This window comes from Fodinicurvata halophila, assembly GCF_042651425.1.
Classification (GTDB): Bacteria; Pseudomonadota; Alphaproteobacteria; order Kiloniellales; family DSM-21159; genus Fodinicurvata; species Fodinicurvata halophila.
In genome coordinates, this window is sequence record NZ_JBHSCW010000004.1 from 1 (window position 1) to 26980 (window position 26980).

General features: G+C 63.9%; 22 protein-coding genes. 4 read left to right on the top strand and 18 right to left on the bottom strand.

From position 1 onward, the window contains the following. Positions 1-172: 172 nt before the first annotated feature. Complete coding sequence (locus ACFOW6_RS09450) at positions 173-1129, bottom strand: acetyl-CoA carboxylase carboxyltransferase subunit alpha (protein ID WP_382422111.1); 957 nt, start codon at positions 1127-1129, stop codon at positions 173-175. Positions 1130-1226: 97 nt separating this feature from the next. On the opposite strand from ACFOW6_RS09450, the gene ACFOW6_RS09455 reads away from it, so the two are divergent. Then, on the top strand, positions 1227-1433 hold the full coding sequence (locus ACFOW6_RS09455) for a DUF6494 family protein (protein ID WP_382422112.1): 207 nt from the start codon (positions 1227-1229) through the stop codon (positions 1431-1433). 29 nt (positions 1434-1462) lie between these two features. Here ACFOW6_RS09455 and ACFOW6_RS09460 read toward each other — a convergent pair whose 3' ends face one another. The 5 genes from ACFOW6_RS09460 to zapE form a co-directional block, all read right to left on the bottom strand. Then, positions 1463-2245 (bottom strand): succinate dehydrogenase iron-sulfur subunit, encoded by a 783-nt coding sequence (locus ACFOW6_RS09460; protein ID WP_382422114.1) that lies wholly within the window; start codon positions 2243-2245, stop codon positions 1463-1465. Positions 2246-2281: 36 nt separating this feature from the next. After that, positions 2282-4069, bottom strand: coding sequence for a succinate dehydrogenase flavoprotein subunit (gene sdhA, locus ACFOW6_RS09465; RefSeq protein ID WP_382422115.1), 1788 nt, complete (start codon positions 4067-4069; stop codon positions 2282-2284). 29 nt (positions 4070-4098) lie between these two features. Next, positions 4099-4476 (bottom strand): succinate dehydrogenase, hydrophobic membrane anchor protein, encoded by a 378-nt coding sequence (gene sdhD, locus ACFOW6_RS09470; protein WP_382422116.1) that lies wholly within the window; start codon positions 4474-4476, stop codon positions 4099-4101. Positions 4477-4489: 13 nt separating this feature from the next. Further along, positions 4490-4876, bottom strand: a complete 387-nt coding sequence (gene sdhC / locus ACFOW6_RS09475; RefSeq protein WP_382422117.1) for a succinate dehydrogenase, cytochrome b556 subunit — start codon at positions 4874-4876, stop codon at positions 4490-4492. 138 nt (positions 4877-5014) lie between these two features. Beyond that, positions 5015-6211 (bottom strand): cell division protein ZapE, encoded by a 1197-nt coding sequence (gene zapE / locus ACFOW6_RS09480; RefSeq protein WP_382422118.1) that lies wholly within the window; start codon positions 6209-6211, stop codon positions 5015-5017. 318 nt (positions 6212-6529) lie between these two features. Between zapE and ACFOW6_RS09485 the strand changes: the two genes are divergently transcribed. Both ACFOW6_RS09485 and ACFOW6_RS09490 read left to right on the top strand, forming a co-directional pair. Further along, the gene (locus ACFOW6_RS09485) at positions 6530-8806 is read left to right on the top strand and encodes a mechanosensitive ion channel family protein (protein WP_382422119.1); all 2277 of its coding nucleotides are present in this window, start codon (positions 6530-6532) and stop codon (positions 8804-8806) included. Positions 8807-8888: 82 nt separating this feature from the next. After that, positions 8889-10106 carry an NAD(P)/FAD-dependent oxidoreductase gene (locus tag ACFOW6_RS09490; RefSeq protein ID WP_382422120.1) on the top strand — a complete coding sequence of 406 codons (1218 nt, stop codon included), beginning with the start codon at positions 8889-8891 and terminating at the stop codon, positions 10104-10106. 15 nt (positions 10107-10121) lie between these two features. Here ACFOW6_RS09490 and ACFOW6_RS09495 read toward each other — a convergent pair whose 3' ends face one another. The 7 genes from ACFOW6_RS09495 to ACFOW6_RS09525 all read right to left on the bottom strand — a co-directional run bounded on the left by ACFOW6_RS09495 (position 10122) and on the right by ACFOW6_RS09525 (position 17354). Beyond that, positions 10122-10700, bottom strand: a complete 579-nt coding sequence (locus ACFOW6_RS09495; protein ID WP_382422121.1) for a septation protein A — start codon at positions 10698-10700, stop codon at positions 10122-10124. A 103-nt stretch (positions 10701-10803) separates the two neighbouring features. Next, positions 10804-11955 (bottom strand): FUSC family protein, encoded by a 1152-nt coding sequence (locus ACFOW6_RS09500; RefSeq protein WP_382422122.1) that lies wholly within the window; start codon positions 11953-11955, stop codon positions 10804-10806. A gap of 39 nt (positions 11956-11994) precedes the next feature. Continuing rightward, entirely contained in the window at positions 11995-13197 is a 1203-nt protein-coding gene (locus tag ACFOW6_RS09505) for an aspartate transaminase (RefSeq protein ID WP_382422123.1), read from the bottom strand. A gap of 128 nt (positions 13198-13325) precedes the next feature. After that, the gene (locus tag ACFOW6_RS09510) at positions 13326-14540 is read right to left on the bottom strand and encodes an MFS transporter (RefSeq protein WP_382422124.1); all 1215 of its coding nucleotides are present in this window, start codon (positions 14538-14540) and stop codon (positions 13326-13328) included. Then, positions 14537-15583 carry a methylmalonyl Co-A mutase-associated GTPase MeaB gene (meaB, locus tag ACFOW6_RS09515; RefSeq protein ID WP_382422125.1) on the bottom strand — a complete coding sequence of 349 codons (1047 nt, stop codon included), beginning with the start codon at positions 15581-15583 and terminating at the stop codon, positions 14537-14539. Before meaB ends, ACFOW6_RS09510 begins: the two co-directional genes overlap by 4 nt. Positions 15584-15764: 181 nt before the next feature. Next, positions 15765-16967 carry an MFS transporter gene (locus ACFOW6_RS09520; RefSeq protein WP_382422126.1) on the bottom strand — a complete coding sequence of 401 codons (1203 nt, stop codon included), beginning with the start codon at positions 16965-16967 and terminating at the stop codon, positions 15765-15767. 42 nt (positions 16968-17009) lie between these two features. Further along, a complete protein-coding gene (locus ACFOW6_RS09525) occupies positions 17010-17354 on the bottom strand; it encodes a DsrE/DsrF/TusD sulfur relay family protein (RefSeq protein ID WP_382422127.1) in 345 nt (114 codons plus the stop codon). 107 nt (positions 17355-17461) lie between these two features. Here ACFOW6_RS09525 and ACFOW6_RS09530 point away from each other — a divergent pair, with 107 nt between their 5' ends. Then, entirely contained in the window at positions 17462-18118 is a 657-nt protein-coding gene (locus tag ACFOW6_RS09530; protein WP_382422128.1) for an ArsR/SmtB family transcription factor, read from the top strand. A 40-nt stretch (positions 18119-18158) separates the two neighbouring features. Here the strand turns inward: ACFOW6_RS09530 and ACFOW6_RS09535 are convergent, their stop codons facing one another. The 5 genes from ACFOW6_RS09535 to ACFOW6_RS09555 all read right to left on the bottom strand — a co-directional run bounded on the left by ACFOW6_RS09535 (position 18159) and on the right by ACFOW6_RS09555 (position 26934). Then, positions 18159-20030 carry an ABCB family ABC transporter ATP-binding protein/permease gene (locus ACFOW6_RS09535; protein WP_382422129.1) on the bottom strand — a complete coding sequence of 624 codons (1872 nt, stop codon included), beginning with the start codon at positions 20028-20030 and terminating at the stop codon, positions 18159-18161. Continuing rightward, complete coding sequence (locus ACFOW6_RS09540; RefSeq protein ID WP_382422130.1) at positions 20017-22482, bottom strand: hypothetical protein; 2466 nt, start codon at positions 22480-22482, stop codon at positions 20017-20019. Before ACFOW6_RS09540 ends, ACFOW6_RS09535 begins: the two co-directional genes overlap by 14 nt. A gap of 10 nt (positions 22483-22492) precedes the next feature. Continuing rightward, on the bottom strand, positions 22493-24652 hold the full coding sequence (gene scpA / locus ACFOW6_RS09545; protein WP_382422131.1) for a methylmalonyl-CoA mutase: 2160 nt from the start codon (positions 24650-24652) through the stop codon (positions 22493-22495). A 117-nt stretch (positions 24653-24769) separates the two neighbouring features. Next, a complete protein-coding gene (locus ACFOW6_RS09550; RefSeq protein ID WP_382422132.1) occupies positions 24770-25663 on the bottom strand; it encodes a TIGR01459 family HAD-type hydrolase in 894 nt (297 codons plus the stop codon). 68 nt (positions 25664-25731) lie between these two features. Next, a complete protein-coding gene (locus ACFOW6_RS09555; protein ID WP_382422133.1) occupies positions 25732-26934 on the bottom strand; it encodes an EAL domain-containing protein in 1203 nt (400 codons plus the stop codon). Positions 26935-26980 lie beyond the last annotated feature (46 nt).

Genomic DNA, 26980 nt, shown 5'->3' on the forward strand with positions numbered 1-26980 from the left:
CATTCGTAATCCGTCAGTTCGTAACGCCGCCGGCTCATCTGTCCTCCGTAGCTTGCTCTACAGAGGACAAAGGGGAATCATAAATCACCCAATTTGGGAATCCCGTTTATGAGTATGCAGCCTAGTGAGCCTTGCTGTAACCTGAAAAGTCGGATTGCGGTCCTGAACGGGCTCAGGACAGACCCTTCTGGCCCATGGCCAGGAACTTGTCGCGCCGCTCCTTGCGCAGGGTGTCGGCGTCCTTGCCGTCCAATTGCTTCAGGCCGTCCGTAATCGCCTGACCCACGGCGCGGATGGTTTCGGTGCGGGCCCGATGGGCACCGCCGATGGGTTCACGGATCAGCTGATCGATCACGCCCAGCTTTTCCAGGTCCTGTGCTGTCAGCCGCAGGGCTTCCGCGGCCTCCTTGGACTGATCGCCCGAGCGCCAGAGAATGGAGGCGCAACCTTCCGGCGAGATCACCGAGTAGATCGAATGCTCCAGCATGAGAACACGATCGCCCGAGGCCAGTGCAATGGCACCGCCGGAGCCGCCTTCCCCGATGATGACGCAGATCACAGGTACGGAAAGTCCCAGGGAGAGCTCCATGCAGCGCGCGATGGCTTCTGCCTGGCCCCGCTCCTCTGCACCGACACCGGGATAGGCGCCCGGCGTGTCCACGAGGGTGACGAGGGGCAGCTTGAAACGCTCCGCCATGTTCATCAGGCGCTGGGCCTTGCGATAGCCTTCGGGACGGGCCATGCCGAAGTTGTGGGCCACACGGCTGCCGGTGTCGTGGCCCTTCTCCTGTCCAACCAGGACGCAGCTGCGTCCGCGCAAACGGCCGAGGCCGCCCACAATGGCCTGGTCCTCGCCATAGAGACGATCCCCGGCGAGCGGCGTGAAGTTCTCGACCAGTGCGGAGATGTAGTCCCGAACGTGCGGGCGCTCGGGATGGCGGGCTACCTGGCATTTCTGCCAGGGCGACAACCGGCTGTAGATGCTGTTGAGTTCGCGTTCCGCCTTGTTCTGCAGGTGGGTAACCTCTTCCGCGATATTGATGTCGCTGTCGCTGGAGAGATGCCGCAATTCCTCGATCTTGTTCTCGAGTTCGGCGACGGACTTTTCGAAATCAAGGTAATGTTTCATGATGACCGGGACATATCACAAGCAGGACGACAGGCCTATAGCCTTTTGACGGGCATGACAGCCTGCCGGTCTGCTATCTGAATGAAAGGTGAAAGAGATGATGGACGAGGATGCCTTCAACATGGAGCTGCGCAAGTTCCTCAAGCGCGTTGGCGTGACCTCGCAGAAGGTCATCGAGGAAACGGTGCGTGAGGGACTTGAGTCCGGACGTATATCCGAGGGCCCAGTGAAGGCCCGCATGGTCCTGACCCTGGACGGGTTGGACGAGCCCCATGTGGTGGAAGGCGAAATTCCCCTGCAATAGACAGGCGCATTTCGCCTCCGACGTCCCTCTTAGCCTTTGCGCTCCACCATCCGCTTCTTGATCTCGGCGATGGCCTTTGCCGGATTGAGGTGCTTGGGGCAGGTGCGCGTACAGTTCATGATGGTGTGGCAGCGATAGAGCCGGAAGGGATCTTCCAGCTGGTCGAGCCGCTCGCCGGTGAACTCGTCACGCGTGTCGGCAATCCAGCGATAGGCCTGCAACAGGATGGCCGGACCCAGATAGCGCTCGCCGTTCCACCAGTAGCTGGGACAGGACGTTGTGCAGCAGAAACAGAGAATGCACTCCCACAACCCGTCCAGCTTCTCCCGATCCTCGGGAGATTGCAGGCGCTCGCGTTCCGGCGCCGGCGTACTGGTCTTGAGCCAGGGTTCGATGGATTCCAGCTGGGCATAGGCGTGGGTGAGATCCGGGACGAGATCCTTGACCACCGGCATGTGGGGCAGAGGGTAGATTTTCACGTCGCCCTCCACCTCTTCCAGATTCAGGGTGCAGGCCAGCGTGTTCGTGCCGTCGATATTCATGGCGCAGGAGCCGCAGACCCCTTCGCGACAGGAGCGTCGGAAGGTGAGGGTCGGGTCGATCTCGTTCTTGATCTTGATGAGAGCGTCGAGGACCATCGGCCCGCACTCGTCGAGGTTCACCTCGTATGTGTCGACCTGGGGGTTGCCGCCATCATCGGAATTCCAGCGATAGACCTTGAATCGTTTGAGATTCTTCGGCTTTTCACCTGAAACGGGCCAAGTCTTGCCATCCTTGATCCGGGAGTTGGCGGGGAGCGTGAGAGCAACCATCGATCATCTGCCTGAGTAATTCTCGTTGAACGGAGTTTAGTAGACGCGGGCCTTCGGAGGAAAGGTCTGCACGTCGTTGGTCAGCGGTTGCATGTGGACCGGACGGGAATCCAGACGGGCCTTGCCGTTCTCGTCGACCCAGACCACAGAATGCTTCATCCACTTCTCGTCGTCGCGATCGGGGAAATCCTCGCGGGCGTGTGCGCCACGGCTTTCCTCGCGCGCGGCGGCGGAATCCATGGTGGCCACCGCCTGATAAATCAGATTGTCGTACTCCAGCGTTTCCATGAGATCCGAGTTCCAGATCATGGACCGGTCGGAGACCGAGATATCCTTGCGGCGGGCCCAGACATCCTCCAGCTTCTTGTTGCCCTCAGCCAGGATTTCGCCGGTACGGAAGACGGCGGCATGGGTCTGCATCACCTTCTGCATGTCCAGGCGGTGGGCCGCCGTGGGCGTTTCACCCTTTGCATTGCGGAAGTGATCCAGGCGGGACAGCGACATCTCGTCCGCGTCACTCGGCAGAGGGCGATGGGATTCCCCGGGCTTCAGGGTTTCCGCACAGCGCTTGCCGGCGGCCCGACCGAAGACCACGAGATCCAGCAGCGAATTGGAGCCCAGGCGATTGGCGCCGTGCACGGAGACGCAGGCAGCTTCCCCGATCGCCATCAGACCGGGGACCACGGTGTTGGGATCGCCGTCCTTCACCGTCAGGACCTCTCCGTTATAGTTCGTCGGAATACCGCCCATGTTGTAGTGACAGGTCGGCAGGACCGGTATCGGTTCCTTGGTCACGTCCACGCCAGCGAAGATCTTGGCCGACTCGGAGATACCGGGCAGGCGTTGGTGCAGGACCTCGGGGTCCAGGTGCTCCAGGTGCAGGTGGATATGGTCCTTGTTCGCTCCGACGCCACGACCCTCGTTGATCTCCATGGTCATGGACCGGCTGACCACGTCGCGGCTGGCCAGGTCCTTGGCCGTGGGCGCATAGCGTTCCATGAAGCGCTCGCCCTCGGCGTTGGTCAGATATCCGCCCTCGCCACGTGCCCCTTCGGTGATCAGGCAGCCGGCGCCGTAGATGCCGGTCGGATGGAACTGCACGAACTCCATGTCCTGCAGTGGCAGTCCGGCACGCAGGACCATGGCGTTGCCGTCGCCGGTGCAGGTGTGGGCGCTGGTGCAGGAGAAGTAGACGCGGCCGTAGCCGCCGGTGGCGAGGATGACGCGGTGGGCGCGGAAGCGGTGAATTGTGCCGTCGTCCAGGTTCCAGGCCACCACCCCGCGGCATTCCCCATCTTCCATGATGAGGTCGAGGCCGTAGTATTCGATGAAGAATTCCGCGTGATTGCGCAGGGACTGTTGGTAGAGCGTGTGCAGGATGGCGTGCCCCGTGCGATCGGCGGCGGCACAGGTGCGCTGGGCCGTTCCCTTGCCGTAGTCGGTGGTCATGCCGCCGAAGGGCCGCTGGTAGATCTTGCCGGCCTCGGTGCGGCTGAAGGGGACGCCGTAGTGTTCCAGCTCGATAATGGCCGGAATGGCTTCCTTGGTCATGTACTCGATGGCGTCCTGGTCGCCCAGCCAGTCCGAGCCCTTGACGGTGTCGTACATGTGCCAGCGCCAGTCATCCTCGCCCATGTTGCCCAGCGCCGCGGAAATCCCCCCCTGGGCGGCCACGGTGTGACTGCGGGTGGGGAAGACCTTGGAGATGCAGGCCGTCTTCAGACCGGCGCGAGCTAGTTCCAGCGTGGCGCGCAGGCCGGCTCCGCCGGCGCCGACCACCACCACGTCATAGGTGTGGTCGATTTTCGTGTATGCCTCTGGCATCGTATCTCGCCTTTATGAATTCTTTGCGTTTATTGGAACAACAGGATCAGGACCGAAATCACGCCGATGGTGGCCAGCAGGATGCAGGCTGCCTTGATCAGGAGCAAGAGCGCCAGCTTCAGGCCAGACGAATGGACGTAGTCCTCGACGACCACCTGCAGTCCAAGCCAGGCGTGATAGAAGGTGGCCAGAATCAGAAGGATCAGAAGCGAGGCCGTGAAGGGCCCGCCGGCCCAGAGGGCAAAGTTCTGGTGGCTCGCCCCGATCAGGGAGAGGACGGAGGCCACGAACCAGATGCTGAGCGGGATCAGGGCCAGCGCGCTCAGCCGCTGGGCCCACCAGTGCTGGGTGCCGTCCTTGGCGGAGCCGAGATAACGCACGCGTGAAAGCGGACTGCGCAGATTCATGGGACCGGCCTCCTTACATGACCGCCAGGCCGATGGCCCAGCTCAGGAGTGTCAGAACAACCGTCGCGATCAGAACCGCCCACCCAGACTTGTAGACGGTGGGCAATTCGAAGCCATACCCGGCATCCCAGAAGAGGTGTCGGATGCCGTTGCAGAGGTGATAAAAGAAGGCCAGCGTCCAGACGAACAGCAGGATCAGTCCGATGGGCGAGGCAATGAAGGCCTGAGCGGCTGCATAGCTTTCAGGCCCGCCGGCGGCCGCGGCCAGCCAATAGACCAGCAGGAGCGTGCCCACGGCCAGCGCAATACCCGTGAGCCGGTGCAGGATCGACATCACCGAGGTGAGCTGCGGCTTGTAGACCTGTAGGTGCGGTGAAAGCGGGCGATGGTCGGCAGACATGCTATTCCCCCTCGTTCCAGGTGATCGCCCCGAACCCAGGCGATACAACAAAACTGGTTTAGTGCGCTGCAGGAGGCAAGTCAATGAACCGCCCGTAGCGGTGGGGATACGTACGCACTGCCTGTCGGGGGTCGAGAATTACATGGCTTCCTGGGTGAGCTTGTCGACCGGGCTCTCATCGAGGTGCTCACGGGCGCGCAGCCGACGGGCCTCGGCGATGTAGTCGCGGGACTGCATTTCCTGCAGGCGACTGACCGTGCGCGCGAATTCGAAGGTGCCGTCGCCTTCGGGATAGAGCGCCTCCGGTGCAGCCTCTGCGGTGACGAAGAGCACGACGCTGTTCTCGTAAAGCGCATCCACGAGATGCATGAAGCGACGGGCCTCATTGCGCTGGTCCGCGCTCATGCAGGGCACGCCTGAAAGAACGAGGGTATGGTAACGCTCGGCCAGCGCCAGGTAGTCCGCGGCCCCCAGGGGGCGTTCGCAGAGGTCCCGGAAGGACATCCGCGCGACACCGTGTGCGGCGGCCGGGATCGCCAGCTTGCGGCCCTTGACCGTCAGGGTTTCCGTCTGGCTCTCGCCTCCGTCGGTCAATTCCGAGAAGATCTCTTCCAGTGCCTCGCGGTTGCCGGGTGTCAGCGGGCTGTAGTAGACGGGCTGCTCCTGCAGCCGATCCAGGCGGTAATCGCGTCCGGCGCTCAGGTCATAGACCTCGAGATGTTGCTTCAGAAGATCGATGAAGGGCAGAAAGCGCTCGCGTTGCAGGCCGCCTTCGTAAAGTCGATCGGGGGCAAAGTTGGAAGTGGCCACCACCACGCAGCCTTCCTGGAACAGCGTCTCGAACAGCCGACCCAGGATCATGGCGTCCGCGATGTTCTCGACCACGAGTTCATCGAAACAGAGCAGCCAGGCGTCTTCGGCCACCTCTCGTGCCACGGTGGGCAGGGGATCGGACTTGGGGGAGTCGCTGTCCTGGCGGTGTGCATGCAAGCGGTCATGGATTTCTCCCATGAAGGCATGGAAGTGGACACGCCGCTTGCGGGCGACCGGGGCTGTTTCGAAGAACAGTTCCATGAGCATCGACTTGCCCCGGCCCACGCCGCCGGCCAGATAGAGACCCGTCGGCGGCTGCCTGGGGGCGCGCCCGAGACCGAGCATGGACCTCAGGCCACCTTTCCGTCGTGCCGGCCGATAGTCCGTCAAGGCGTCGTGGAGGCTCTGAAGGCGGTGGGCCGCTTTCTCCTGAGCGGCGTCGGCCGCCAGCTCATCCCGTTCGACCCGCTGCTTGTATTGCGCGAGGAGTGATTCGCGTTTCAGTGACACCTTTTTTTCCATGCCCTCTTGCGATCCTGCCCGTTTCATAGTCGATTGGGCGCTGCCGAAAAAGGGCAATTCACGAGCAACGGACTTGACTGCGCGGCAGGGAGCGGCAGCTGAAGCATCATGAAAAAGATCAGAACACTCCTTTCACCCGTCATTCTTGCGGGGGTCTTGCTTATTGCATGTTCGGTCGGCTCCGCAAGCTTCTCTCCTGCCTGGGCGCAGTCATCCGAGAGCCCTGCAACCGGTACTGAAGCCGAGAGCGGGACGGGGTCCGGACCCGCTTCCGGGCAGGAAGGGCAACCTGTTTCGGAAGAGGATCTGCGCAGCCTGGTGGAGACTCTCGAGAGCCCGGAAGAACGTGAGAAGTTGATCCGTCAGCTGCAGGCCATGATGGAGGCCCGCACGCAACAGGAGGGCGAGGGCACTTCCACTTCGCAGGATGCTGGGACGAATGAAACGGGGCAAGACGGCGAGAGCCGGGCCGCGGCAAGCGAGGAAGGCGGGCTGGGTGCCCAGATGCTCGGGGTCGTTTCGGGCTCCGTGGCGGATTTGTCGGACCAGCTTGTGGAGGCCGGCGGTGCCCTTACGGAGTTGCCATCAGCCCTCTTCGAGGCCGCCGAGGACTTGCAGGACAGGGATGCGGTCCAGCGTGTTCTGGAAATCGTCGGCAAGCTGCTGCTGGTCTTTGCGGCCGGACTGCTGGGTGAGTTCCTGATCAAACGCCTTCTCGCACGGCCACGGCGAATCCTGGAGGATCGCTCGGGGGATTCCTGGCTCATTCGGGTGCTCTACCTGCTGTTGCGCACGCTGCTGGACATCGTGCCGATTGCAGTGTTCGCTGCCGTGGCCTACGGCGTGCTGCTGCTCAGCGAACCGCGGGAGATCACGCGCCTGGTCGCGCTGGCCCTTATCAACGCCAATGTCTTTTCACGAGTCATCTCGGCCGGCGGGCGACTGCTCCTCTCTCCGGGCGTTTCCGGCCTGCGCCTGCTGCCGCTCCATGACGAAAGTGCGACCTATGGCTATCTCTGGCTGCGTCGCTTCACCGTCCCGGCGGTCTATGGATATTTCATCCTGGATGGACTGCTGCTTCTGGGCCTGGATCCGGCGGCCTATGAACTGCTCCTGACAATTCTGGGGCTGGTGCTCGCCGCTCTGGCGGTTGTCTTTGTCCTGCAGATTCGTGTGCCGGTGGCGAACCGCCTGCGCGGCCGGCCGGATGAGGGCGGCCGTCTTGCCGGTGTGCGGGCCCGGCTGGCGGATGTCTGGCACGTGCTGGCGATCGTCTACCTGTTGGGCATTTTCGTGGTCTGGGTGATGGACGTGCCGGGTGGGTTCTTCTTCCTGGCTCGGGCCACAGCCCTTTCGCTGGTCGTTCTGGTGGCGGCCCGCTTGCTTTCCCAGTTCATCGGCAAGCTGGTGGAGCGCAGTTTCCGGCTGAACGCGGGACTCAGCGAAACCTACCCCATGTTACAGCTGCGGGCGAATCGCTACCTGCCGGTTTTCCACCGCATCCTGAATACGGTCCTGAGCCTCTTGACCCTCCTCATGCTGCTGGAGGTCTGGGGCGCCTCGCCCTTCGCCTGGCTGGCCACCGACGCGGGGCATGGCCTGCTGGGTACGGTGACGTCGATCCTGTTGATCATGGGCATTGCCTTCGTCGTCTGGGAAGTCTTTTCGGTCGTGGCGGAAAACCAGTTGAAGCGGAAGGTGGAAGGCGAGAACAGCCAGCGTATCCAGACGCTGCTGCCCCTGATGCGCAATGCTTTGCGGATCGTGCTCATCGTCATGGTGGCGCTCATCGTGCTCTCCGAACTGGGCCTCAACATCGCACCGCTGCTGGCCGGTGCCGGTGTCATCGGCCTGGCCATCGGCTTCGGGGCGCAGACCCTGGTGCACGACATCATCACGGGCGTCTTCATCCTGCTGGAAGACAGCATGGGGGTGGGCGATGTGGTGACCCTGGGCGAGCACACCGGCACGGTCGAAAAGCTGACGATCCGGACGATCGAGCTGCGCGACCTGGAAGGCAACGTGCATACCCTGCCCTTCAGCCAGGTCTCGACCATCCAGAACTACAGCAAGGAATTCGCCTATTCCCTGATCGACCTGGGCGTCGCCTATCGCGAGGACGTGGATCAGGTCATGGAGATCATGCAGGAGGTCGCCGACGGCATGCGGGAGGATGAACCCTTCGCCAGCAATATCGTCGGTGAGTTCGAGATTTTCGGCCTGGATCGCTTCGATGATTCTGCCGTGATCGTCCGCGGCCGCTTCAAGACCAAGCCATTGATGCAATGGGGAATCCGGCGCGAGTTCAACCGCCGGATCAAGCGCGTCTTCGACGAGCGCGGTATCGAGATCCCCTTCCCGCACACGACCCTGTTCTTTGGCCAGAACAAGGAGGGTCTGGCACCACCTGCCCATGTGGTGCACAGCGAGGCCGAGGAGACGGCAGAACCGGTGCCCATGACCAGCCGGGCCGAGCAGGAAGGTGCAGGCAAGAAGGCGGGTCACGGAAAGCCAAAGGAAATTCCCGTCGAGCACCCCACGGAGGAAAGTGGTGAGGACGACAGCTCCGAGGATGGGGGTGGGGAAGCGCGTTGAACACCATCGTGTGCTGTGCTTTCTAGGGCTCCTTACAGGGAGCCGTCGGCCGGCGGGCCGACACAAGCCAGGGAGTTCAAGAGTGACAGCTCAGCCAGGCGGAAACGGTCGGAGTTCGACGGGCAGCTACGATGTGGTGATTGCCGGTGGGGGCGTGATCGGCAGTGCGGTCGCCTATTTTCTGCTGGCCGATCCGGATTTCCAGGGGCGTGTGGCCGTGGTCGAACGGGACCTGACCTATCAGAGCGGTGCAACGGCGCGTTCGGCCGGCTCCATTCGCCAGCAGTTCTCCACGCCGATCAATGTTCGCATTTCACAGTTCGGGGCCGAGTTTCTGCGTAACATCGGGACGTACCTTGCCGTGGAGGGGGAGGTTCCCGATGTCGGCTTCCAGGAACGCGGCTATCTCTTTCTGGCCACCGAGGCCGGCCGGGAGGTGATGGAAAGCAATCATCGGATTCAGCAGAGCGAAGGAGCCGATAACGCGCTGCTCACCGCAGCCGAGTTGCAGCAGCGCTTTCCCTGGATGCGTGTCGATGACCTGGTGGGCGGCTCGCTGGGCCTGTCCCAGGAAGGCTGGTTCGATCCCTACGCCCTGCTGCAGGCCTTCCGCCGCAAGGCCCGACAGCTGGGCGCGACATACCTCGAAGATGCGGTTGCGGGGCTCTCTCTCGATGGCGGCCGTGTCGCCTCGGTCGAACTGGCCAGCGGAGACAGCCTGTCCTGCGGTTGGCTGGTCAATGCGGCGGGGATTCGCGGCGCTGAGATTGCTGCCCTGGCAGGGATCGAGGCCTTGCCCGTCCATCCGCGCAAGCGCCAGGTCTTCGTTTTCGACTGTCGTGAGGATCTGCCGGGCTGCCCGCTGGTGATCGACCCCAGCGGGCTCTATTTCCGTCCCGAAAGCGGCGGCTTCATCACCGGAATCTCCCCGGGTGAAGGCGAGGAAGACCCTGATTGCGACGACCTGGAAGTGGACCATGGCCTGTTCGAGGAACGGCTCTGGCCCCTGCTGGCCGAGCGGGTGCCCGCCTTCGAGGCTATCCGTCCCACCGGCGCCTGGGCGGGGCACTACGACGTCAACAGCTTCGACCACAATGCCATTCTGGGGCCCCATCCCGAGGTGACGAATTTCCTCTTCGCCAACGGCTTCAGCGGTCACGGCCTGCAACAGAGCCCGGCCGTGGGGCGCGGTCTCAGCGAGATCGTGATCCATGGCGAGTGGCGAAGCCTGGACCTCTCGCCATTTTTCTATGCACGCCTGCTGGAAAACCGGCCGATCCGCGAACTGAACGTGGTGTAGGCGGCGCGACTCAGGTCAGGAATCCTGGGTTTCGGTATTCTCGTCCAGCTGGTGGCGCAGCAGGAAGGGGACCTGGGTCATCATGAAGATGAATGTGATCACGATCTGGCCGATGGTGTCGAAGGCGACCCAGAAATCTGTGGACTGGGTGCGCCAGATGACCTCGTTGGCGGCTGCCATGACCAGGAAGAACACCGAGAAGCGGATGGTCAGTGGGCGCCAGGCCTCTTCCTTCAGCGGAAAGGCGGTGCCCAGCACCAGCTTGAGCACGGGGCGACCGAAGAGATAGGAGCCGTAGAGGACCACGGCGAAGAGGATCTGCACGATGGTGGGCTTGATCTTGATGAAGAGATCATCCTCGAAGAACAGCGTCAGCCCACCGAAGACCGCTACCACACCAGCGGCTAACAGGGCCAGCACCGGGATCTTGCGGGCGACGGAATAGGAGAGCACCAGCGCCAGCAACGTGGCGAATATCAGCACCGCCGTTGCGGTAAGGATATCCGTCGTCAGGTAGGCGATCAGGAAGAGCGCAAGCGGTATATAGTCCGTCACCGGCTGTAGCCAGCCGGGTGCGGGCTGTTTTGTTGACACGAAAGTCTTCTCCATGGGTTCTCGAACGATGGTGTCAGCCTATCACCCAGTGGGGGTGAAACAAAGGCGGCCGGAAGGAGAAACGCATTCGCCCGGCAGGAGCTCAGTTTCCGGTGGGTTCGGCGGGCGGTTTTCTGTCCGGTTCCGTGCGCAGCTCTGACTGGCGTTCGGCGATGCGCGCATCCAGGTCGCGCAGGTTCTCGCGAAAATTCTCCAGCGTAAATGGCAGGGCATAGATTTGCCCGAGGTCGGTGGTGGGCAGCGGCTGGGTCAGGTGCTCGTGGCGGATCTGTTCCAGTGTCTGTGTGAAATGTTCCAGTGCGGCCTCGACGTCGTCCAGGGAGGGCGGCGGACCGGCGATTTCATAGGCCCGTGCGGCCTGGCGCAGGTGGCTGCGAATGGTTTCCGCCACCTCCTCGAATACCGGCTCCAGACGTGTAAGGATTGGCGACGGCATGGGCTGCACGAGAGTCCGTCCCATGAAGACCACGTCGCTGCGCAGGCGACGCAGATTGCGTGCCAGTGGTTCCGGATCGGGCGCCTCCGCCATGCGGTTGGCGCGTTCGCGGCGCACTTCGTCCACTGTGGCTTCGACCTCGGCCAGGGTGGATCTCAACCGTTCGTGCAGGGGATCCAGCAGGCTGTGCTGCGGCTGTTGCCCGAAAGAGTCTTCGTAGCGGTGCAGCAGGTCCTCCATCAGGCGCAGTCCCTGGGCCGCCTTGAGGGTCAACTGCTTGTGCGCCCGCGAGGGCAGGACAAACAGCGAGACGGCGAAGCCGATAAGCGTTCCGAGGAAGATCTCAAGCACACGAAAGGCGGCAGATTCCACGATGTGGGTGTGGCTGGGATCGGCCAGCAGGACGATGGCCGCGGTGACAGGCGCAATGCGCATGGGCGGACGAAAGGCCGCCAGCACGGCCAGCGGTGCCAGGGTGAGGATTACCGCCAGGCTGCGCTCCTCCACGCTTTCCGGCTGCAGCAGCAGGGCGGCCAGACCACCGGCCAGTGCGCCGAAAAGGGTGCCGATCATGCGGTCACGGCCGGTCACAAGTGTGGCCCCGACGCTGCCCTGGACCACCAGCAGGGCGGCAATGACGATCCAGTAATCCTGAGGAACGTTGAGCAGGCGCGCCACCAGGAGGCCCAGCACCCCGGCCACGATCAGTCTTACGGCTAGTTTGAGGGCGATACTGCGGCTCCGCAGAGCGCGCCAGGCGGCACGAATGCGGAGTCTCGGGGCGAGGCCCTTCACCATTGCGGACCCCTGTTCTTGGAGCGGGGCCGGTTTACAGGGTCAGGAAAGTGCAGCGCAGGCGCGTTCGATCCGCTGGCAGGCATCCTCCAGCGCCTCCGTGGCGGTGGCATAGGAAATGCGGAAGTGCGGAGAGAGACCGAAAGCCGCTCCCTGGACCACGGCAACACCTTCGCTTTCCAGCAGGTAGGTCACGAAATCCTCATCGGTTTCCAGCGTCTTGCCCTGGGGCGTCGTCTTGCCTATGAGCCCGGAACAGGAAGGGTAGACATAGAAGGCCCCTTCCGGCCGCGGGCAGGACAGTCCCTCGCAGCGATTCAGCGCCTCGACCACCAAATCCCGGCGTTCCCGGAAGACGCGGTTGTTCTCGGCAATGAAGTCCTGCTGGCCGGATAGCGCCTCGACGGCCGCCGCCTGGCTGACCGACGAGGGATTGGACGTGGACTGGGACTGCACCTTGGCCATGGCCTTGATCAGCTCCTTCGGACCGCCGGCGAAGCCGATGCGCCAGCCCGTCATGCAATAGGCCTTGGAGACGCCGTTGACGGTTAGTGTCCGTTCGTGAAGGGTGGGCTCCACTTGGGCCGGGGTGCAGAACTCGAAATCGTCGTAGACCAGCTTCTCGTACATGTCGTCGGTCATGACATGGACATGCGGATGACGTACCAGAACGTCGGTCAGCGCCTTCATGTCGTCGCGTGTATAGCCTGCTCCCGTGGGATTGGAAGGGCTGTTGAGGATGATCCACTTGGTCCTGGGCGTGATCGCCTTTTCCAGGTCCTCGGCCAGCAGCTTGAAGCCGTTGTTCTGGGGGCAGGGCACGATCACCGGCTCGCCCTCGGCCAGCAGCACCATGTCCGGATAGCTGACCCAGTAGGGGGCGGGAATGATCACTTCGTCGCCCGGATCCAGCGTGGCCATGAGCGCGTTGTAGAGGATCTGCTTGCCGCCTGTGCCTACCGTGATCTGCTCGGTGCTGTAGCTGAGCGCGTTGTCCCGCTTGAACTTATCGACCACGGCCTCCTTGAGCGCCGGCGTGCCGTCGACGGCCGTGTACTTGGTATCGCCGGCCTCGATGGCGCGGATTGCCGCCTGCTTGATGTTGTCAGGGGTGTCGAAATCCGGCTCTCCGGCGCCCAGCCCGATCACGTCACGGCCGGCGGCCTTCAGCTCGCGCGCCTTCTGGGTGACGGCAATGGTGGGAGAGGGCTTGATGCGCGACAGACGGGAGGCCAGGAAAGACATGGTGGAAAAGTGTCCTGCAGCTTTGAATGCGATGAAGGATGGCGCGCTCGCCTGAGACGAGCGTCGGGCAAAACTCTAATCCAGTCCTGCGGGCGCATCAACGTCCCTTGGGGCTGGTCGCCATCCCTTCAGGTCGTTTTACCTTCCGGAAGGGGCAGGCGCGCGCGGAACAGGATGGTCAGCAGGCCGGTCAGCATCAGGAACGGCAGGACTGCCAGGTTGAGTGCAGTCCAGCCGGCCGTGTAGAAGGCGGCACCGGCCGAGCCCGAGGCCAGTGCCACGATGGCGAAGGTCATGAACTCGTTGAGCGCCTGCGTCTTGGCTCGTTCCTCGGGCCGGTGCGCCTCGGTCAGCAGCGTGGTGCCGCCGATAAACATGAAGTTCCAGCCCACGCCCAGCAGCAGCAGGGAAACCCAGAAGTGCGCCAGGGAGAGGCCGGAGATGGCGACCACGGCACTGACCAGCAGCAGCAGGCAGCCGGTGAGCAGCACCGCGAACAGGCCGTATCGCGTGATCAAAGATCCGGTGATCAGGGCCGGCGCGAACATGCCGAAGACATGCGCCTGTATGATCCAGCCGGCAGCGTCGACGCCGTGATCGTGATGCACCGCGGCCAGGGGCGTAGCAGTCATGATGAAGACCATGACGGAGTAGGCCGCCACAGAGTTGGCGATGGCGACGAAGGCACGAGGCTGCTTCAGGATGGCAAGCAAGGGCCGACCGCTGCCCTCCACGCCGCTGTCCTGCTGGGGTGGCACGCGCACCAGGGCGGCGATCACGCTGCCACCCAGCGCCAGCACCATCAGGGCCAGGAAGGAACCGGCATAGTCTACCGGTGCCAGCAGGCCACGGCTCCAGACCGAGATCACCGGACCGATGATCGAGGCCACCACGCCACCAGCCATGACATAGGAAATGGCTCGTGCACGAACTTTGTGCGCCACGACCTCTGCGGCCGCGAAGCGATAGTACAGAGCAGTCGCCTGGAAGGTGCCCAGAAATAGGTTGGCGAAGCAGAACAGCAGGAAGTTGCCCTGGAGGATGGCCCAGGCGGACAGGCCGCCGCCCAATGCTCCGGCCAGGTTGCCCAGCACGAAGCCGGGCCGGCGGCCCCAGACCTTCATGAGGTAGGAGGCGGGGATGGTGGACAGTGCCGTGCCCACGGTCAGAAGGGTGAAGGGAACGGTCGAAAGGGCCGGACTCGGCGCCATCTCGGAGCCCGCCAGACCGGTCATCGTCAGGCCGACGATGGCGCAGGAGAGATAGATGGCCTGGCAGATGGCCAGCAACAGGACATTGCGGAAGCCCGAAAAGGGAAAGGCGGGTGCGCTCAGCGTGGTCATTGCGGGTCCTTCCGCGTAGAGGAGTCCAGAAAGACCTGCAGCAGATCCTGGGCGGCGCGACCAGGCGGCAGACGGCCTTGGGTGACCTCTGCTTCGGCCTGCTCCAGCAAGGCGGCCACGCGGCTGTCGTTACGGAAGGCGGCGCGCAATTCCTCGTCGATCTCGTTCCACATCCATGCGCGGGCCTGGGCGTTGCGCTTGGCCGTCAGTCCTTCGGATCCCAAGGCCTCAAGGTGGTCTGTGATACCTTGGAGCACTGTCTCGAATCCGGTTTTCTCGAGGGCGGAACAGGAAAGGACGGGAACCTGCCAGCTGTCGCTCAGGGGGCGCAGCATGCGAAGCGCGCTCTTGTATTCGGCCACGGCGCGCTGGGCCGCCTCCTTCAATTCACCATCGGCCTTGTTCACGACCACGAGGTTGGCCAGTTCGACAATGCCCTTCTTCAAACCCTGCAGCTCATCGCCTCCGCCCGGGACGAGCAGCAGGAGGAAGAGATCCACCATTTCGGCAACGGCGGTTTCCGACTGGCCGACCCCCACCGTTTCCACGAGCAGATGATCGTAGCCGGCGGCTTCGCAGAGCAGCATGACCTCGCGCGTGCGCCGCGCGACCCCGCCCAGCGAGTGTCCGGTGGGCGAGGGCCGAATGAAGGCCTCGGGAGCGCGGGACAGCAGCTCCATGCGTGTCTTGTCACCCAGGATGGAGCCGCCGGTGCGACGCGAAGAGGGGTCCACGGCCAGCACGGCAACGCGATGGCCCTGATCGATCAGGTGCAGGCCAAAGGCCTCGATGAAAGTGGACTTGCCTACCCCCGGAACGCCCGAAATGCCGATACGCACCGAATTTCCGGTCTCGGGCAAAAGCAGTTGGAGCAGTTCTTCGGCCCGCGCCCGGTCGTCCAGTCGCGTCGATTCCACCAACGTGATGGCACGGCCAAGCGCGCGTCGGCTGCCGCCGCGCAGCTGCTCGGCCAGTTTCACCAGCTGCGGGTCATCGATCGTCTGGTTTGGAGTCGTTTCGGGACTGCTCTGGGCGGATGTCATGATCGGGCAATCTATCCGCCCTTCAGGGGGGCTGCAAAGGAATCAACGGGGCCAATGATGAATTCGAGATTCCATTCTGCGGTGTGGCGCATCGCTGCGCCCACTAGTCTTTGCCAGGTAAGCCAGAGGATGGAGTTCACCGATCCACGGGATGGAGCGGAGCCACCATCCCATTTGCCTTTCACTCAGCGGGTCGGCTGACAAGTGGGTGTCGTGTTATCATCCACCAGATAGTGACCAAGCTTACGGCAAGGATGAGAGGCAGCATGGTCAGATTGAGTGTCTCCCATCCGACCCGATGGAGCAATTGACCGGACAGCAGCGAGCCGAGTGCAACAAGAGAAAAGATGATCAGATCGTTGATGCCCTGTACTTTGCCGCGCTCAGCCTCGGAATGAACGGCGGCCAGTAGAGCACTGCCACCTACGAACAAGAAGTTCCACCCCACGCCAAGCAGCACGAGCGCCAGCCAGAAGTGGATAAGCCCTTGCCCGAACAGGGTTACAAGTGAGGAGCCCGCCAGCAGGACTGTGCCCGCCAGCAAGATTCGGCCGACACCGAAACGAGTGATCAAGTTTCCAGTTACGAAAGACGGCGCAAACATGCCCAGTACATGCCACTGCATGATGAAGGCAACCTGGTCCATATCGAAACCGCGGGCGCGCATTGCGAGTGGTGTTGCGGTCATCACCAGCATCATGATGGCATAGCCGCTGGCACCGGCCAGAACAGCTACCAGGAAACTGGACTGGCTGGCTATGGCGGCCATGGGCCGTGACGTTGCCTCGGGATCGGGCTCACCGCCAGGGGGCATCCGCAATTGCGTCAGCAGGCCGACGGCAAGCAGGGCCAAGATGGCGATCATAAGATAGGGTCCGCCCGACGGAACAGCCGAAATCCAATCCTTGGCAAGACTTGCGTTCCACGGTCCAAGAAAGGCGGCCGCCACGCCGCCGGCCATCACGAACGAAATCGCCTTGCTGCGGAATGCAGGGCTGGAAACGTCGGCTGCAGCAAAGCGGTAGTACATGGCAAAACCCTGGTAGAGTCCTAACAGGAGGCTACCGGTACAGAAGAGCCAGAAGACGCCAATAGCGACGGCTGCGAAACTGACCAGCCCGCCAAGAACGCCGCCCATGAGGGCGCCCGTGATGAAACCAGTTCGGCGTCCAACCCGTTTCATGAAGAGCGAGGCGGGAAGGGTCGACACAACGGTGCCCAGAATCATCATGGCAATGGGCAGGGTGGCCAGGCTGGGGTCCGGGCTGAGTTGCTGGCCGACCACGCCGCTCAGGGTCATTACGGTGATCGAGGCCACCATGAACAGAGTCTGGCTGACCACCAGAATGGCGACGTTGGGCTTTTCTCTGGGTGTGGTCGTCATGCAGGAGGCGCTCCGTGGAACGGGATTAAAGCGTGAATTTCTTCAAAAGACGAGTGTCTTGTCGGCCTTCTCCGTGGCTTCTGCCAAGGCGTCCATGGTGCTCCGCTCGGAGCCGGCGACGAGTTCTTCCTCCGTAATGCCCCGGGCATCCAGGCAGGTTCCACACAGCAGGACCCGTCCCTTCGCCGTGACCAGTTTGAGCATGCGCTCAATGTTGTAGAATCCATTGGGGGTCTTCTGTCCCTGCTTGGCACCCGACACCGCGTCCCCCATCAGAAAGACGGTAACATCGCTCTCGCGTTTCAGCAGGGCATGAGCCAAGCGCAGCCCATTATAGAGACGTTCAGTGCCATAGGGTGGATCATTGATGATGATCAGTGTTTGCATGACAGTTCACTTAGTTATATTCTATTGAATAATAGAATGATGGAATCAAAGCACTTGCCTGTCAAGCGGACTGGAGGCTGAAACTTCAAGGAGCGAGCGGGACAGATATGACATCGCAGCAGGAAGTACTGGATACTCTGGCCAAGGTGGCGCGGGCCTTGGGGAATGGGCATCGACTGGCGCTTCTCGAGCGTCTGGCGCAGGCCGAAGCCCCGGTCGAGACCCTGGCGACGGCCGGGGAATTGTCGGTGGGCAATGCCTCGCAACATCTCCAACAGCTGCGGCGTGCGGGACTTGTGACGGCGAAGCGATCTGGCAAGCAGATGATCTATCGCTTGGCCGACGAGCGTATCGTCACCCTGCTTTCACTGCTTCGCCAGGTGGCCGAGAGCAATCTGGCCGAGATGGAGCGGCTGGTCAGTCAGCTGTTCTCCGATGATGACGCCGCCGGTGCTCTGGAGGCAGTGACACGCGACGAACTGATGGCCAGTCTCGAGCGCGGAACAGTGGCATTGTTGGATGTGCGCCCCGAGGAAGAATACAAGGCTGGCCATCTTCCGCAGGCCATCAACATCCCCCTGGACCAACTAGAGGACATGCTGGACCGGTTGCCCAGGGACCGCGAGATTGTCGCATATTGCCGTGGGCCCTACTGTGCGCTGTCCCATGAAGCTGTACAGCAATTGAGCCAGCTAGGTTATCGGATACGGCGTTTCGAAGAGGGGTATCCCGAGTGGAAAGCGGCCGGGCTGCCAGTTGCTTGATCCCTTGTCAGCGTACTCCCGGGCGAGGACTCAACTCTATTCAGTAATCGTCACTTAAAGGAGGCTCTGTGCCTTCCTGGGCTGCTTCACTTTGTTTCTGCTGTCGCCACCACATGGCGGCGTAAAGCCCGTCGCGGGCCAGCAGGTCGCTATGGTTGCCGCGCTCCGCGACACGCCCGGCGTCCAAGACCACGATCTCGTCGGCATCGACGACGGTGGACAGGCGGTGGGCAATGACAAGCGTCGTGCGCGCCCGGCTGACTTCGTTCAGGCTTTTCAGGATTTCCTGCTCCGTCTGGCTGTCGAGCGCCGAAGTGGCTTCGTCGAAGATCAGGATCGCGGGCTCCTTCAGGACCATTCGGGCGATGGCCACACGCTGCTTCTCGCCGCCGGAAAGCTTCAGGCCGCGCTCGCCCACCTGGGTGTCATAGCCCTCGGGCAGGCTGGTGACGAAGCGGTCCAGCTGGGCGATGGCCGCGGCGCGCTCGACATCGGCACGACTGCAGTCGGGGCGGCCATAGGCGATGTTGTACCCCAGCGTATCGTTGAACAGAACGGTGTCCTGGGGAACGATGCCGATGGCCGCGCGCAGGGAATCCTGGCTGACTTCGCGGATGTCCTGCCCGTCGATTCGGATGGTGCCGCCTGTGACGTCGTAGAAGCGGAACAGCAGACGGGAGAGAGTCGATTTCCCGGCCCCGCTGGCGCCGACAACCGCCAGCTTCCGGCCGGGTGGTATCTCGAAGCTGACACCTTTCAGGATCTCGCGTTCCGGCTGGTAGTGAAAGTGTACCTCTTCGAAGGTGACCCGGCCTTCCTTCACCTGCATGGCCGGCGCATCGGGTTGGTCGGTGACCTCGGCCGGCACGCGCAGCAGTGAGAACATGGTTTCCATGTCCACCAGTGCCTGCTTGATCTCGCGGTAGACGAAGCCGAAGAAATTGAGCGGCTGGGCCAGCTGCATCATGTAGGTGTTGACCGCCACGAAGTCGCCGACGGTCATGGTCCCCGCCGAGACCCGGAAGGCGGCCATGATCATCAGGCTCGTGGCACCGACGGAGATGATGGCGGCCTGCCCGATGTTCAGAAGGGACAGGCTGGTCTTCGACTGGGTGGCTGCCTGCTCGTAGACGCGCAGGCCCTCGTCCAGGCGTGCCGCCTCGCGCTCCTCGTTGTTGAAGTACTTGACCGTCTCGTAGTTCAGCAGGCTGTCGATGGCCCGCGTGTTGGCCTGCTGGTCGCTCTCGTTCATGCGCCGGCGCAGTTTCAGGCGCCATTCCGTGATGCGATAGGTATAGACGATGTAGAACAGGACGGTCAGGAAGGTGACGGCGGCGATCTCGAATCCGTAGAGCCACCAGAGAATGCCGGCGGAGAGCGCCAGCTCGATGAAGGTGGGCACGATGGAGAAGAGCGCCAGCGAGAGCAGGGTGTCTATGGCCTTGGTCCCGCGCTCGATGACCCGCGAGAGGCCGCCGGTCTGGCGGTCCAGGTGAAAGCGTAGGGACAGGGCATGGAGATAACGGAAGGTGCGCAGGCCGGCCCGGCGCACCGCGCGCTGGCCGACGCGTGCAAAGAGCGCGTCGCGCAGCTCCTGGAACGAGAGCGAGATGACGCGTGCCGCCCCATAGGCCAGGATCAGCCAGACCGGCAGCAGAAGTTCGCCCGAAACCGCTCCACTGCCTTCCGCGAAGGCTGTCAGGTCGTCGACGGCGGCCTTGTAGATCAGTGGCACGCCCACTATGGCCAGCTTGGCGGCCACCAGGAAGACCATGGCGGCCACGACGCGGCGTTTCAGGTCCGGCCGGTCCGACGGCCAGAGCTCGGGCAACAGGTCGTACAGGGTCTTCCAGTGCGATCTTTGCCTGCCCGTGTCCAGCTGCAGCTCGGGTCCCTTCCTACTCCTGCGCAAGGCCGGAGCGTCCCGTCGAGCGGGACAGCAGCAGGTAGACCTTGCCCACGTCGGCGGTCATGAAGGTGGCAGTCAGGATGTTCTCGGGGTCGCAGTCGGTGGCCTGGTTGATCAGGGTTTCGAACTGCGTCATGTAGCGATTCGCCTGCTCGCGGAAGTTCTCGTCGTTCTCGTAGCGCTGGGTGATCGCCTGCTGGGCATAGCCACCCTCACGCTTCTTGAGCAGGCGGCGCAGGAAGACGTTCTTCTCGCCCTTGCGCCAGCGTCTCCAAAGCTCATCGGGCACCTCCTCGTCCAGCACCTTCGTCAGCTCGACGGAGTTGGACTGCAGGTCCTGCAACATGACCGTGGCACTGCGCAGGAAGAGGTCGCGGCGGGTCTCCAGGTCGCTCTGTTTCAGGCGCACCGAGGTCTGTCCCGCTTCATCGGAGGCACGCCGCAGCTCCTCGGACTGCTGGACGCAGAGGTCGCTGACCTCCTTCAGCTGGCGGGCGGCCTGCTGGACGGTGCGCGAGAAGCTCTCGCTCTGGCTGTCAAAGCTGCGGCCGAGCTCGCCCGCCTTGTTCAGCGCGGTCTCTGTGGATTCCATTAGGGCCGTCGAGCGCTCGTTCAGGCTTTCGCCCACCTGCCGCAAGCGTTCCAGCAGCTGCTCGCTCTGGCGGTTCAGGGATTCGCTCTGGCTGTCCAGTTCGCCCTTCACGCTCTCGGAGGTCTGGACAGCTTCGCGGCTGGCCTCGCGCAGGTTCTTCTCCTGGTCGGCCATCAGGCCGCGGGTGGCCGTGGACAGCCGTTCCAGCTCGGTGACCAGCCCGGCCAGGCGGCGCAGTTCCTCGCGCACGGCACCACTCAGGTTGCCGGCCGAGCGCTGGGCGGCGGTGGAGGAGGCATTCAGAGCTTCGTTCTGCTCCTGCAGGCTGCCCAGTGTTTCCTTGCCGGCCACCTGGGCGTCCTGCGAGCTGCGGTTCAACTCTTCGGCCAGACTGCGCAGGGATTCGCTGCTGCGCTCGATCTCCGACACCGCTCCGTCGGTGGCCTCACGCAGCTCTTCGGCGCGGGTCTTGAAGGTACCGCCTGCCTGTTCGGCGCGCTCGAAGGCGCGATCCGAGGCGGCGATCAGCGATTGTACGTGCGGGCGCACGGCGTCGCCGGCTTCCTGCAGGCGACGCACCACGTGGCCGGTCATGTCGGAGAAGCTCTGCGAGGTGGCGTTGCCGCTGGCCTCCAGGTCGCTGCGCGCCGATTCCACGGCATTGCGAAGACGTCCGGCGGCCTGTTCGGCGGTATCGGAGAGCATGGCCGACTGCTGCTGGAAGCTGCTGCCCAGGCGCCGCGCCTCGGCGGCGGTCTCGTCGAAGGCCGAGTTCAGCTCGGCAACGATGGGCTGGATCTGTTCGGTCAGATTGCGCGTCCGATTGTCGATGTCCGAGGACAGGCTGCGCAGGTCCTCCAGCTGGCTGCCCAGGGTGGCCTTCAGGTAGTCGGCCTGGTTGACACCCTGATCGAAGGCCGCACCCAGCTGGGCCACCTGGTCGCGCACGCTTTCGCCGAAGGCGCGGCTTTCCTCGGCCAGCTCCTGTGTGCTGTTGCGAATGGAGCTGACATCCTGTTCCAGGGCGCTGCGCACCTGCTCCGTGGACTCGCGGATCTGTGTACAGGCCTCCTGCAGTTCGCCGGCATAGCGGCCCATGACGCTGCCGGCTTGGGCGCTACCCTCCACGGCCACCTCGGCCGCATGGGCCAGGCGCGAAACCGGTTCGCCAAGGGCCTCGGCCACGTCCTTGGCGGCGAAGCGCGCCCGGCTGGCCGCGCGTTCCAGGGCGGCCACCTGCTCCTCGGTGGTGTTGCGCGAGCGGTCCAGTTCGGAATTGAGGGTTTCGGTGGCCGATCCGATCTGTTCGGCGCGCTGCGCCAGTGAGGCATCCAGGCTCTGCCCGATGCTTTCCAGGGCCTTGGTGCGTGCGTCCAGGGCCTGCTGCTGCTTGTCCAGGCGCTCCTCAAGGACTTGGCCCGCCTGGGTGATCTGGTCCTTCTGTTTCTGCAGGTTCTCGGCCAGTTCCCGGGCGCGCCGGTTCTGTTCCTCCGGCGGCGCCAGCAGCTCCTGCAGGTGGGCGCTAAGCGTAGCGTTCTGGGCCTGCAGGCGCTGGCCCACGCCGATGAAGAACAACAGCAGCCACAGGAAGAGCAGGGGCAGCAGAGTAGCCGAGGCGATCAGGGCCAGCTCGTGGGGCAACAGGGATTCCAGGAGGCTCCAGCCCAACTGGCTGTCGATATACCAGGCGCAGGTCGCAATCCAGACTCCGCTGGCCAGCAGGCCGAAGAGAACGAGACCGCCGGAAAACGACTTTCCACTCGCTGTCTGACGAGTCTCGCTCCGGCCGGTTTCGGGACGCTTGCCTTCGCCCTGGCTGGTTTGCGTCTGCTGCGCCCCGCGCGTTCCCCCCTGCAGCGTCATGTCGGCTCCGTTATTCGGCGGCATCGCTGTCCTGCCTTTCCAGCAGGCGCATGATTTCGTGCGCGGCTTCGGGGATGTTCGTGCCGGGCCCGTAGATGGCTGCGACTCCGTGGCTGCGCAGGATGTCGTAATCCTGGGGCGGAATCACGCCGCCGCAGACCACCAGCACATCCCCGGCGTCCTCGGCCTTCAGCGCCTCCATCAGTCCCGGCACCAGGGTCTTGTGGCCGGCCGCCTGGCTGGAGACGCCGATCACGTGCACGTCGTTCTCGATGGCTTGCCGGGCGGCTTCTTCCGGGGTCTGAAACAGCGGTCCCACGTCCACGTCGAACCCGATATCGGCGAAGGCCGTGGCGATCACCCGGGCGCCGCGGTCGTGTCCGTCCTGGCCCATCTTGACCACCAGCATGCGCGGGCGGCGGCCCTGGCGTTCGGCAAAGGCCTCCACTTCCTGCTGGATACGGCGGAAGCCTTCGTCGCCCTCGTAGGCTGCGCCGTAGACGCCGGCAATCGAGCGGGTCACGGCGCGATGTCTCGTGAAGACCTTCTCCAGGGCATCGGAAATCTCTCCCACGGTGGCCCGGGCCCGGGCCGCATCGATCGACAGTTCCAGCAGGTTGGCCTTGCCGTCGGCGGCGCCGGCGCTCAGCGCCTCGAGCGCCTGGCGGCAGGCCGCCTCGTCGCGGTTGGCGCGCACCCTCTCGAGGCGCGCAGTCTGGGATTTCAGCACCTGGGTGTTGTCGATGTCCAGGATATCGATCTCCTCGGCGGCCTCGGAGCGGTAGCGGTTGACGCCGACGATGGCCTCCTCGCCGCGGTCGATGCGCGCCTGGCGCCGGGCGGCGGCCTCCTCGATGCGCTGCTTGGGCATGCCGCTTTCCACGGCCTTTGTCATGCCACCCAGCTCCTCGACCTCGGCGATCAGGGCGCGGGCCTGTTCCACCAGCGAGGCGGTCAGGCTTTCCACGTAGTAGCTGCCGCCCAGGGGATCGGCCACGTTCGTGATGCCGCTTTCCTCCTGCAGGATCAGCTGCGTGTTGCGCGCGATCCGCGCCGAAAAGGGGGTGGGCAGGCTGACGGCTTCGTCCAGGGCGTTGGTGTGCAGCGACTGCGTGCCGCCGAGTGCGGCGGCCAGGGCCTCGATGGTGGTGCGCACCACGTTGTTATAGGGGTCCTGCTCGGTCAGCGAGACGCCCGAGGTCTGGCAGTGGGTGCGCAGCATCAGCGAGCGCGGGTCCTCGGCTTCGAAGAGGTCGCGCATGTAGTGCGCCCAGAGATGGCGCGCGGCGCGCAGCTTGGCGACCTCCATGAAGAAGTTCATGCCGATGGCGAAGAAGAAGGACAGGCGCGGGGCGAAGGAATCCACGTGCAGGCCGCGGGCCTGGGCAGCGCGCACATATTCCAGGCCGTCGGCGATGGTGAACGCCAGTTCCTGCACCGCCGTCGCCCCGGCCTCCTGCATGTGATAGCCGGAGATGGACACCGAGTTGAAGCGCGGCATCTTCTCCGCCGTGTAGGCGACGATGTCGGCTACGATGCGCATGGAGGGCTCGGGCGGATAGATATAGGTGTTGCGGACCATGAACTCCTTCAGGATGTCGTTCTGGATGGTCCCGCCCAGCTTCTCCGGCGGCACGCCCTGTTCCTCCGCAGCAACGATGAAGTTCGCCATGACCGGCAGGACGGCCCCGTTCATGGTCATGGACACCGTCATCTCGTCCAGCGGGATGCCGTCGAAGAGGATCTTCATGTCCTCCACGGAATCGATGGCGACACCGGCCTTGCCCACGTCGCCGCGCACACGCGGATGGTCGGAGTCATAGCCGCGGTGCGTGGCCAGGTCGAAGGCCACCGACAGGCCCTTCTGACCGGCCTTCAGGTTGTCCTTGTAGAAGGCGTTGGACTCCTCGGCCGTGGAGAAGCCGGCGTACTGGCGCAGGGTCCAGGGACGGCCGGCATACATGGTGGCGCGCGGCCCGCGCAGGAAGGGGGCGAAGCCGGGCAGCCCCGGCTCGAGTTCCAGGGCCTCCAGGTCCTCGGCCGTGTAGAGCGGCTTGACCGAAATGCCCTCGGGCGTCTGCCAGTTCAGGCTGTCGGGGTCGCGGTCCTTCAGTTCCTTGCGCGCCAGAGCTTCCCAGTCTTCACGTGACGGCTTGGAGAAATCGGCCATGGAATTCTGCCTGCTTGCAGTTGTGCGGTCAGGCGGGCGCGGGTACGCCCCCATCGCGCGCATATAACCATCCGCAGGGCCGGCTGTCCATTTCCCGGAGGCCCATGGCTTGCCTGCCTACCAACGGAAAACCGGCAAGGCAGCGGCCGGAGTGATGCCGCGCTCGCGATAGAGGTCGTTCAGGTCGCTCTCGGCGGGCAGGTCGCCCTCCTCGATTCCCAGCGCTTCGGCATGGATGCCGCCGACCACGAAGAGGCCGTCCACGCCCGCGGCCTGGGCGCCGGCGATGTCGGTGCGCAGGGAATCGCCCACGGCGGCAATCCGTGCGCGGTCCACGCCCCCGAGCATTTCGAAGCAGCTGGCATAGATCTCCACGTGCGGCTTGCCGTGATAGCGGACTTCACCGCCCAGCCGCTCGTACGCCTCGGCCAGCAGTCCGGCGCAGATCTCGCGCTTGCCGCCGCGGATGACCTCCAGGTCCGGATTGGCGCAGACCATGGGCAGTTTGTATCCGGCCGCTTCCTCCAGTTCGTGGCGGTAGTTCTCCAGGGTATCCTCGGACATATGAGCGCCGGTGTTCAGCAGGAAATCCGCCTCGGGAAGTTTCTCCACGAAGCGATAGTCCAGGTCTGCGCGCATGCCCTGGTCGCGGTCCGGCCCGAGATGGAAGCAGGCCTCGCCCAGTCCCTGGTACCAGGCGTCCGGGCGCCGCTTCAGGTGGCGCCAGGCCTCCTCGCCCGAGGACATGACGCCCTGATAGAGGTCGGGGCGGATGCCCATCTCGTTCATCCGGGCCTCGACCTCGGCGGCGCGGCGCGGCGCGTTGGAGAGAATCACGATCTTCTTGCCCTGCGCCTTCAACCGTTCCAGGCAATCGAGAGCATGGGGAAAGGCGGTGACGCCATCGTGCAGGACGCCCCAGAGGTCGCAGATGAAGCCGTCATACTGGTCGGCCAGGGGGGCGAAGCCCGCAAGGGCGGGGGGTGCGGTGGTGTGAGGTTGCGTCTTCATGGCCCGTCTTCTGCCACAAGGTCGGCTGGATGGAAACCACCAAGCGTCTCGGCCGGAGGTTTGTGCCCTCAGGCTGCCGGGCGGGCGAAGCGCGGTTCCCCAAACAGGTAGCCCTGGCCGAAATCGATGCCGTAGTCGAGCAGTTCCTTGAGGACGCTCTCGTCCTCGATCTTCTCGACGATCAGGTCGATGTCGCTTTCGCCCAGTTCGGTGATCAGCCCGACCACGGCGTGCGAGCCCCGGGCCCGGGCCAGGCTCTGCAGCACATCGGCTTCGATCTTCACGAAGACGATGTGGCGCTCGGCCAGGTCGTCCAGGTCCAGGTAGAGATCCTGGATGCGGTCCAGCGAGAAGCGACAGCCCAGTACGTGCAGCTGGTCCAGCAGCTCGCGGATGCGCGGTCCGTGCTGGTCCAGGTCCTCCTGGGGAAACTCGAACACCAGGTTGGCGGCCAGTTCGCGGTGCGATCCCAGATAGTCGACGAAATCAGCGAAGAAGTCCTCGTCCTGCAGGGTCGAGACCGAGAGATTGCAGAAGAAGTCCACCGAGGCATGGCGCCGCTGGATGCCGCGCACCAGCTGGATGCAGCGGAACAGCAGCATGTTGTCGATGGCCGCCACCAGCCCGGCCTGGCGGGCGACCGGCAGATAGGTTTCCGGCAACAGCACATTGCCCTCGCCGTCGCGCAGGCGGGTAAAGCATTCGTAGGAGCGGCGCTTGCGTTGCGGCAGGCTGACGATGGGCTGCAGGACCACGTCGACGCGGTCGTGGCTCAGGGCCTCGCGCACCAGGGGCAGGACCTCTTCGGCCCCCAGGGTCTCGCCGTCATCCTGTTCCTCGGCCAATGCCGGGCGCAGCTGCCGGCCGGGCCCCGTGCCGTCCTGCGGTTCCGAAAGTCCCTCGACCAGTGATCGCAGCATGCGCACCTCGGTCATGACTTCGTCCAGGGCGGCCTGCTGGCTGGCGGGACTGCGGCTGACGCCGCTGTCTTCCAGGGCGCTCAACAGGTCGCGCATCTCGCGCCGGGCCCAGCGCAGTTCCTCCTCCGTGTGGCGTGAGGACTGGCGCAGCAGCATGAGCTGGCGCCTGGTTTCCGCCGTGCTGCGCTTGCGCTCGATGACCTCGTGCAGCAGGGCTGCGGCCAGGAAGACGCAGGCCGCCAGCAAAACGGAGCTGCCGACTCCCAGGCTCGGCCACAGGCTGTGGCCTGCCAGCCCCGTGGCAATGGCGAGCAGCAGATAGAGCGGAATGGCGACCAGGTTCAGGATCATGCAGGCAGACTGCGCCGCTTCCTCTTGAAATAAGGTTAACGGAACG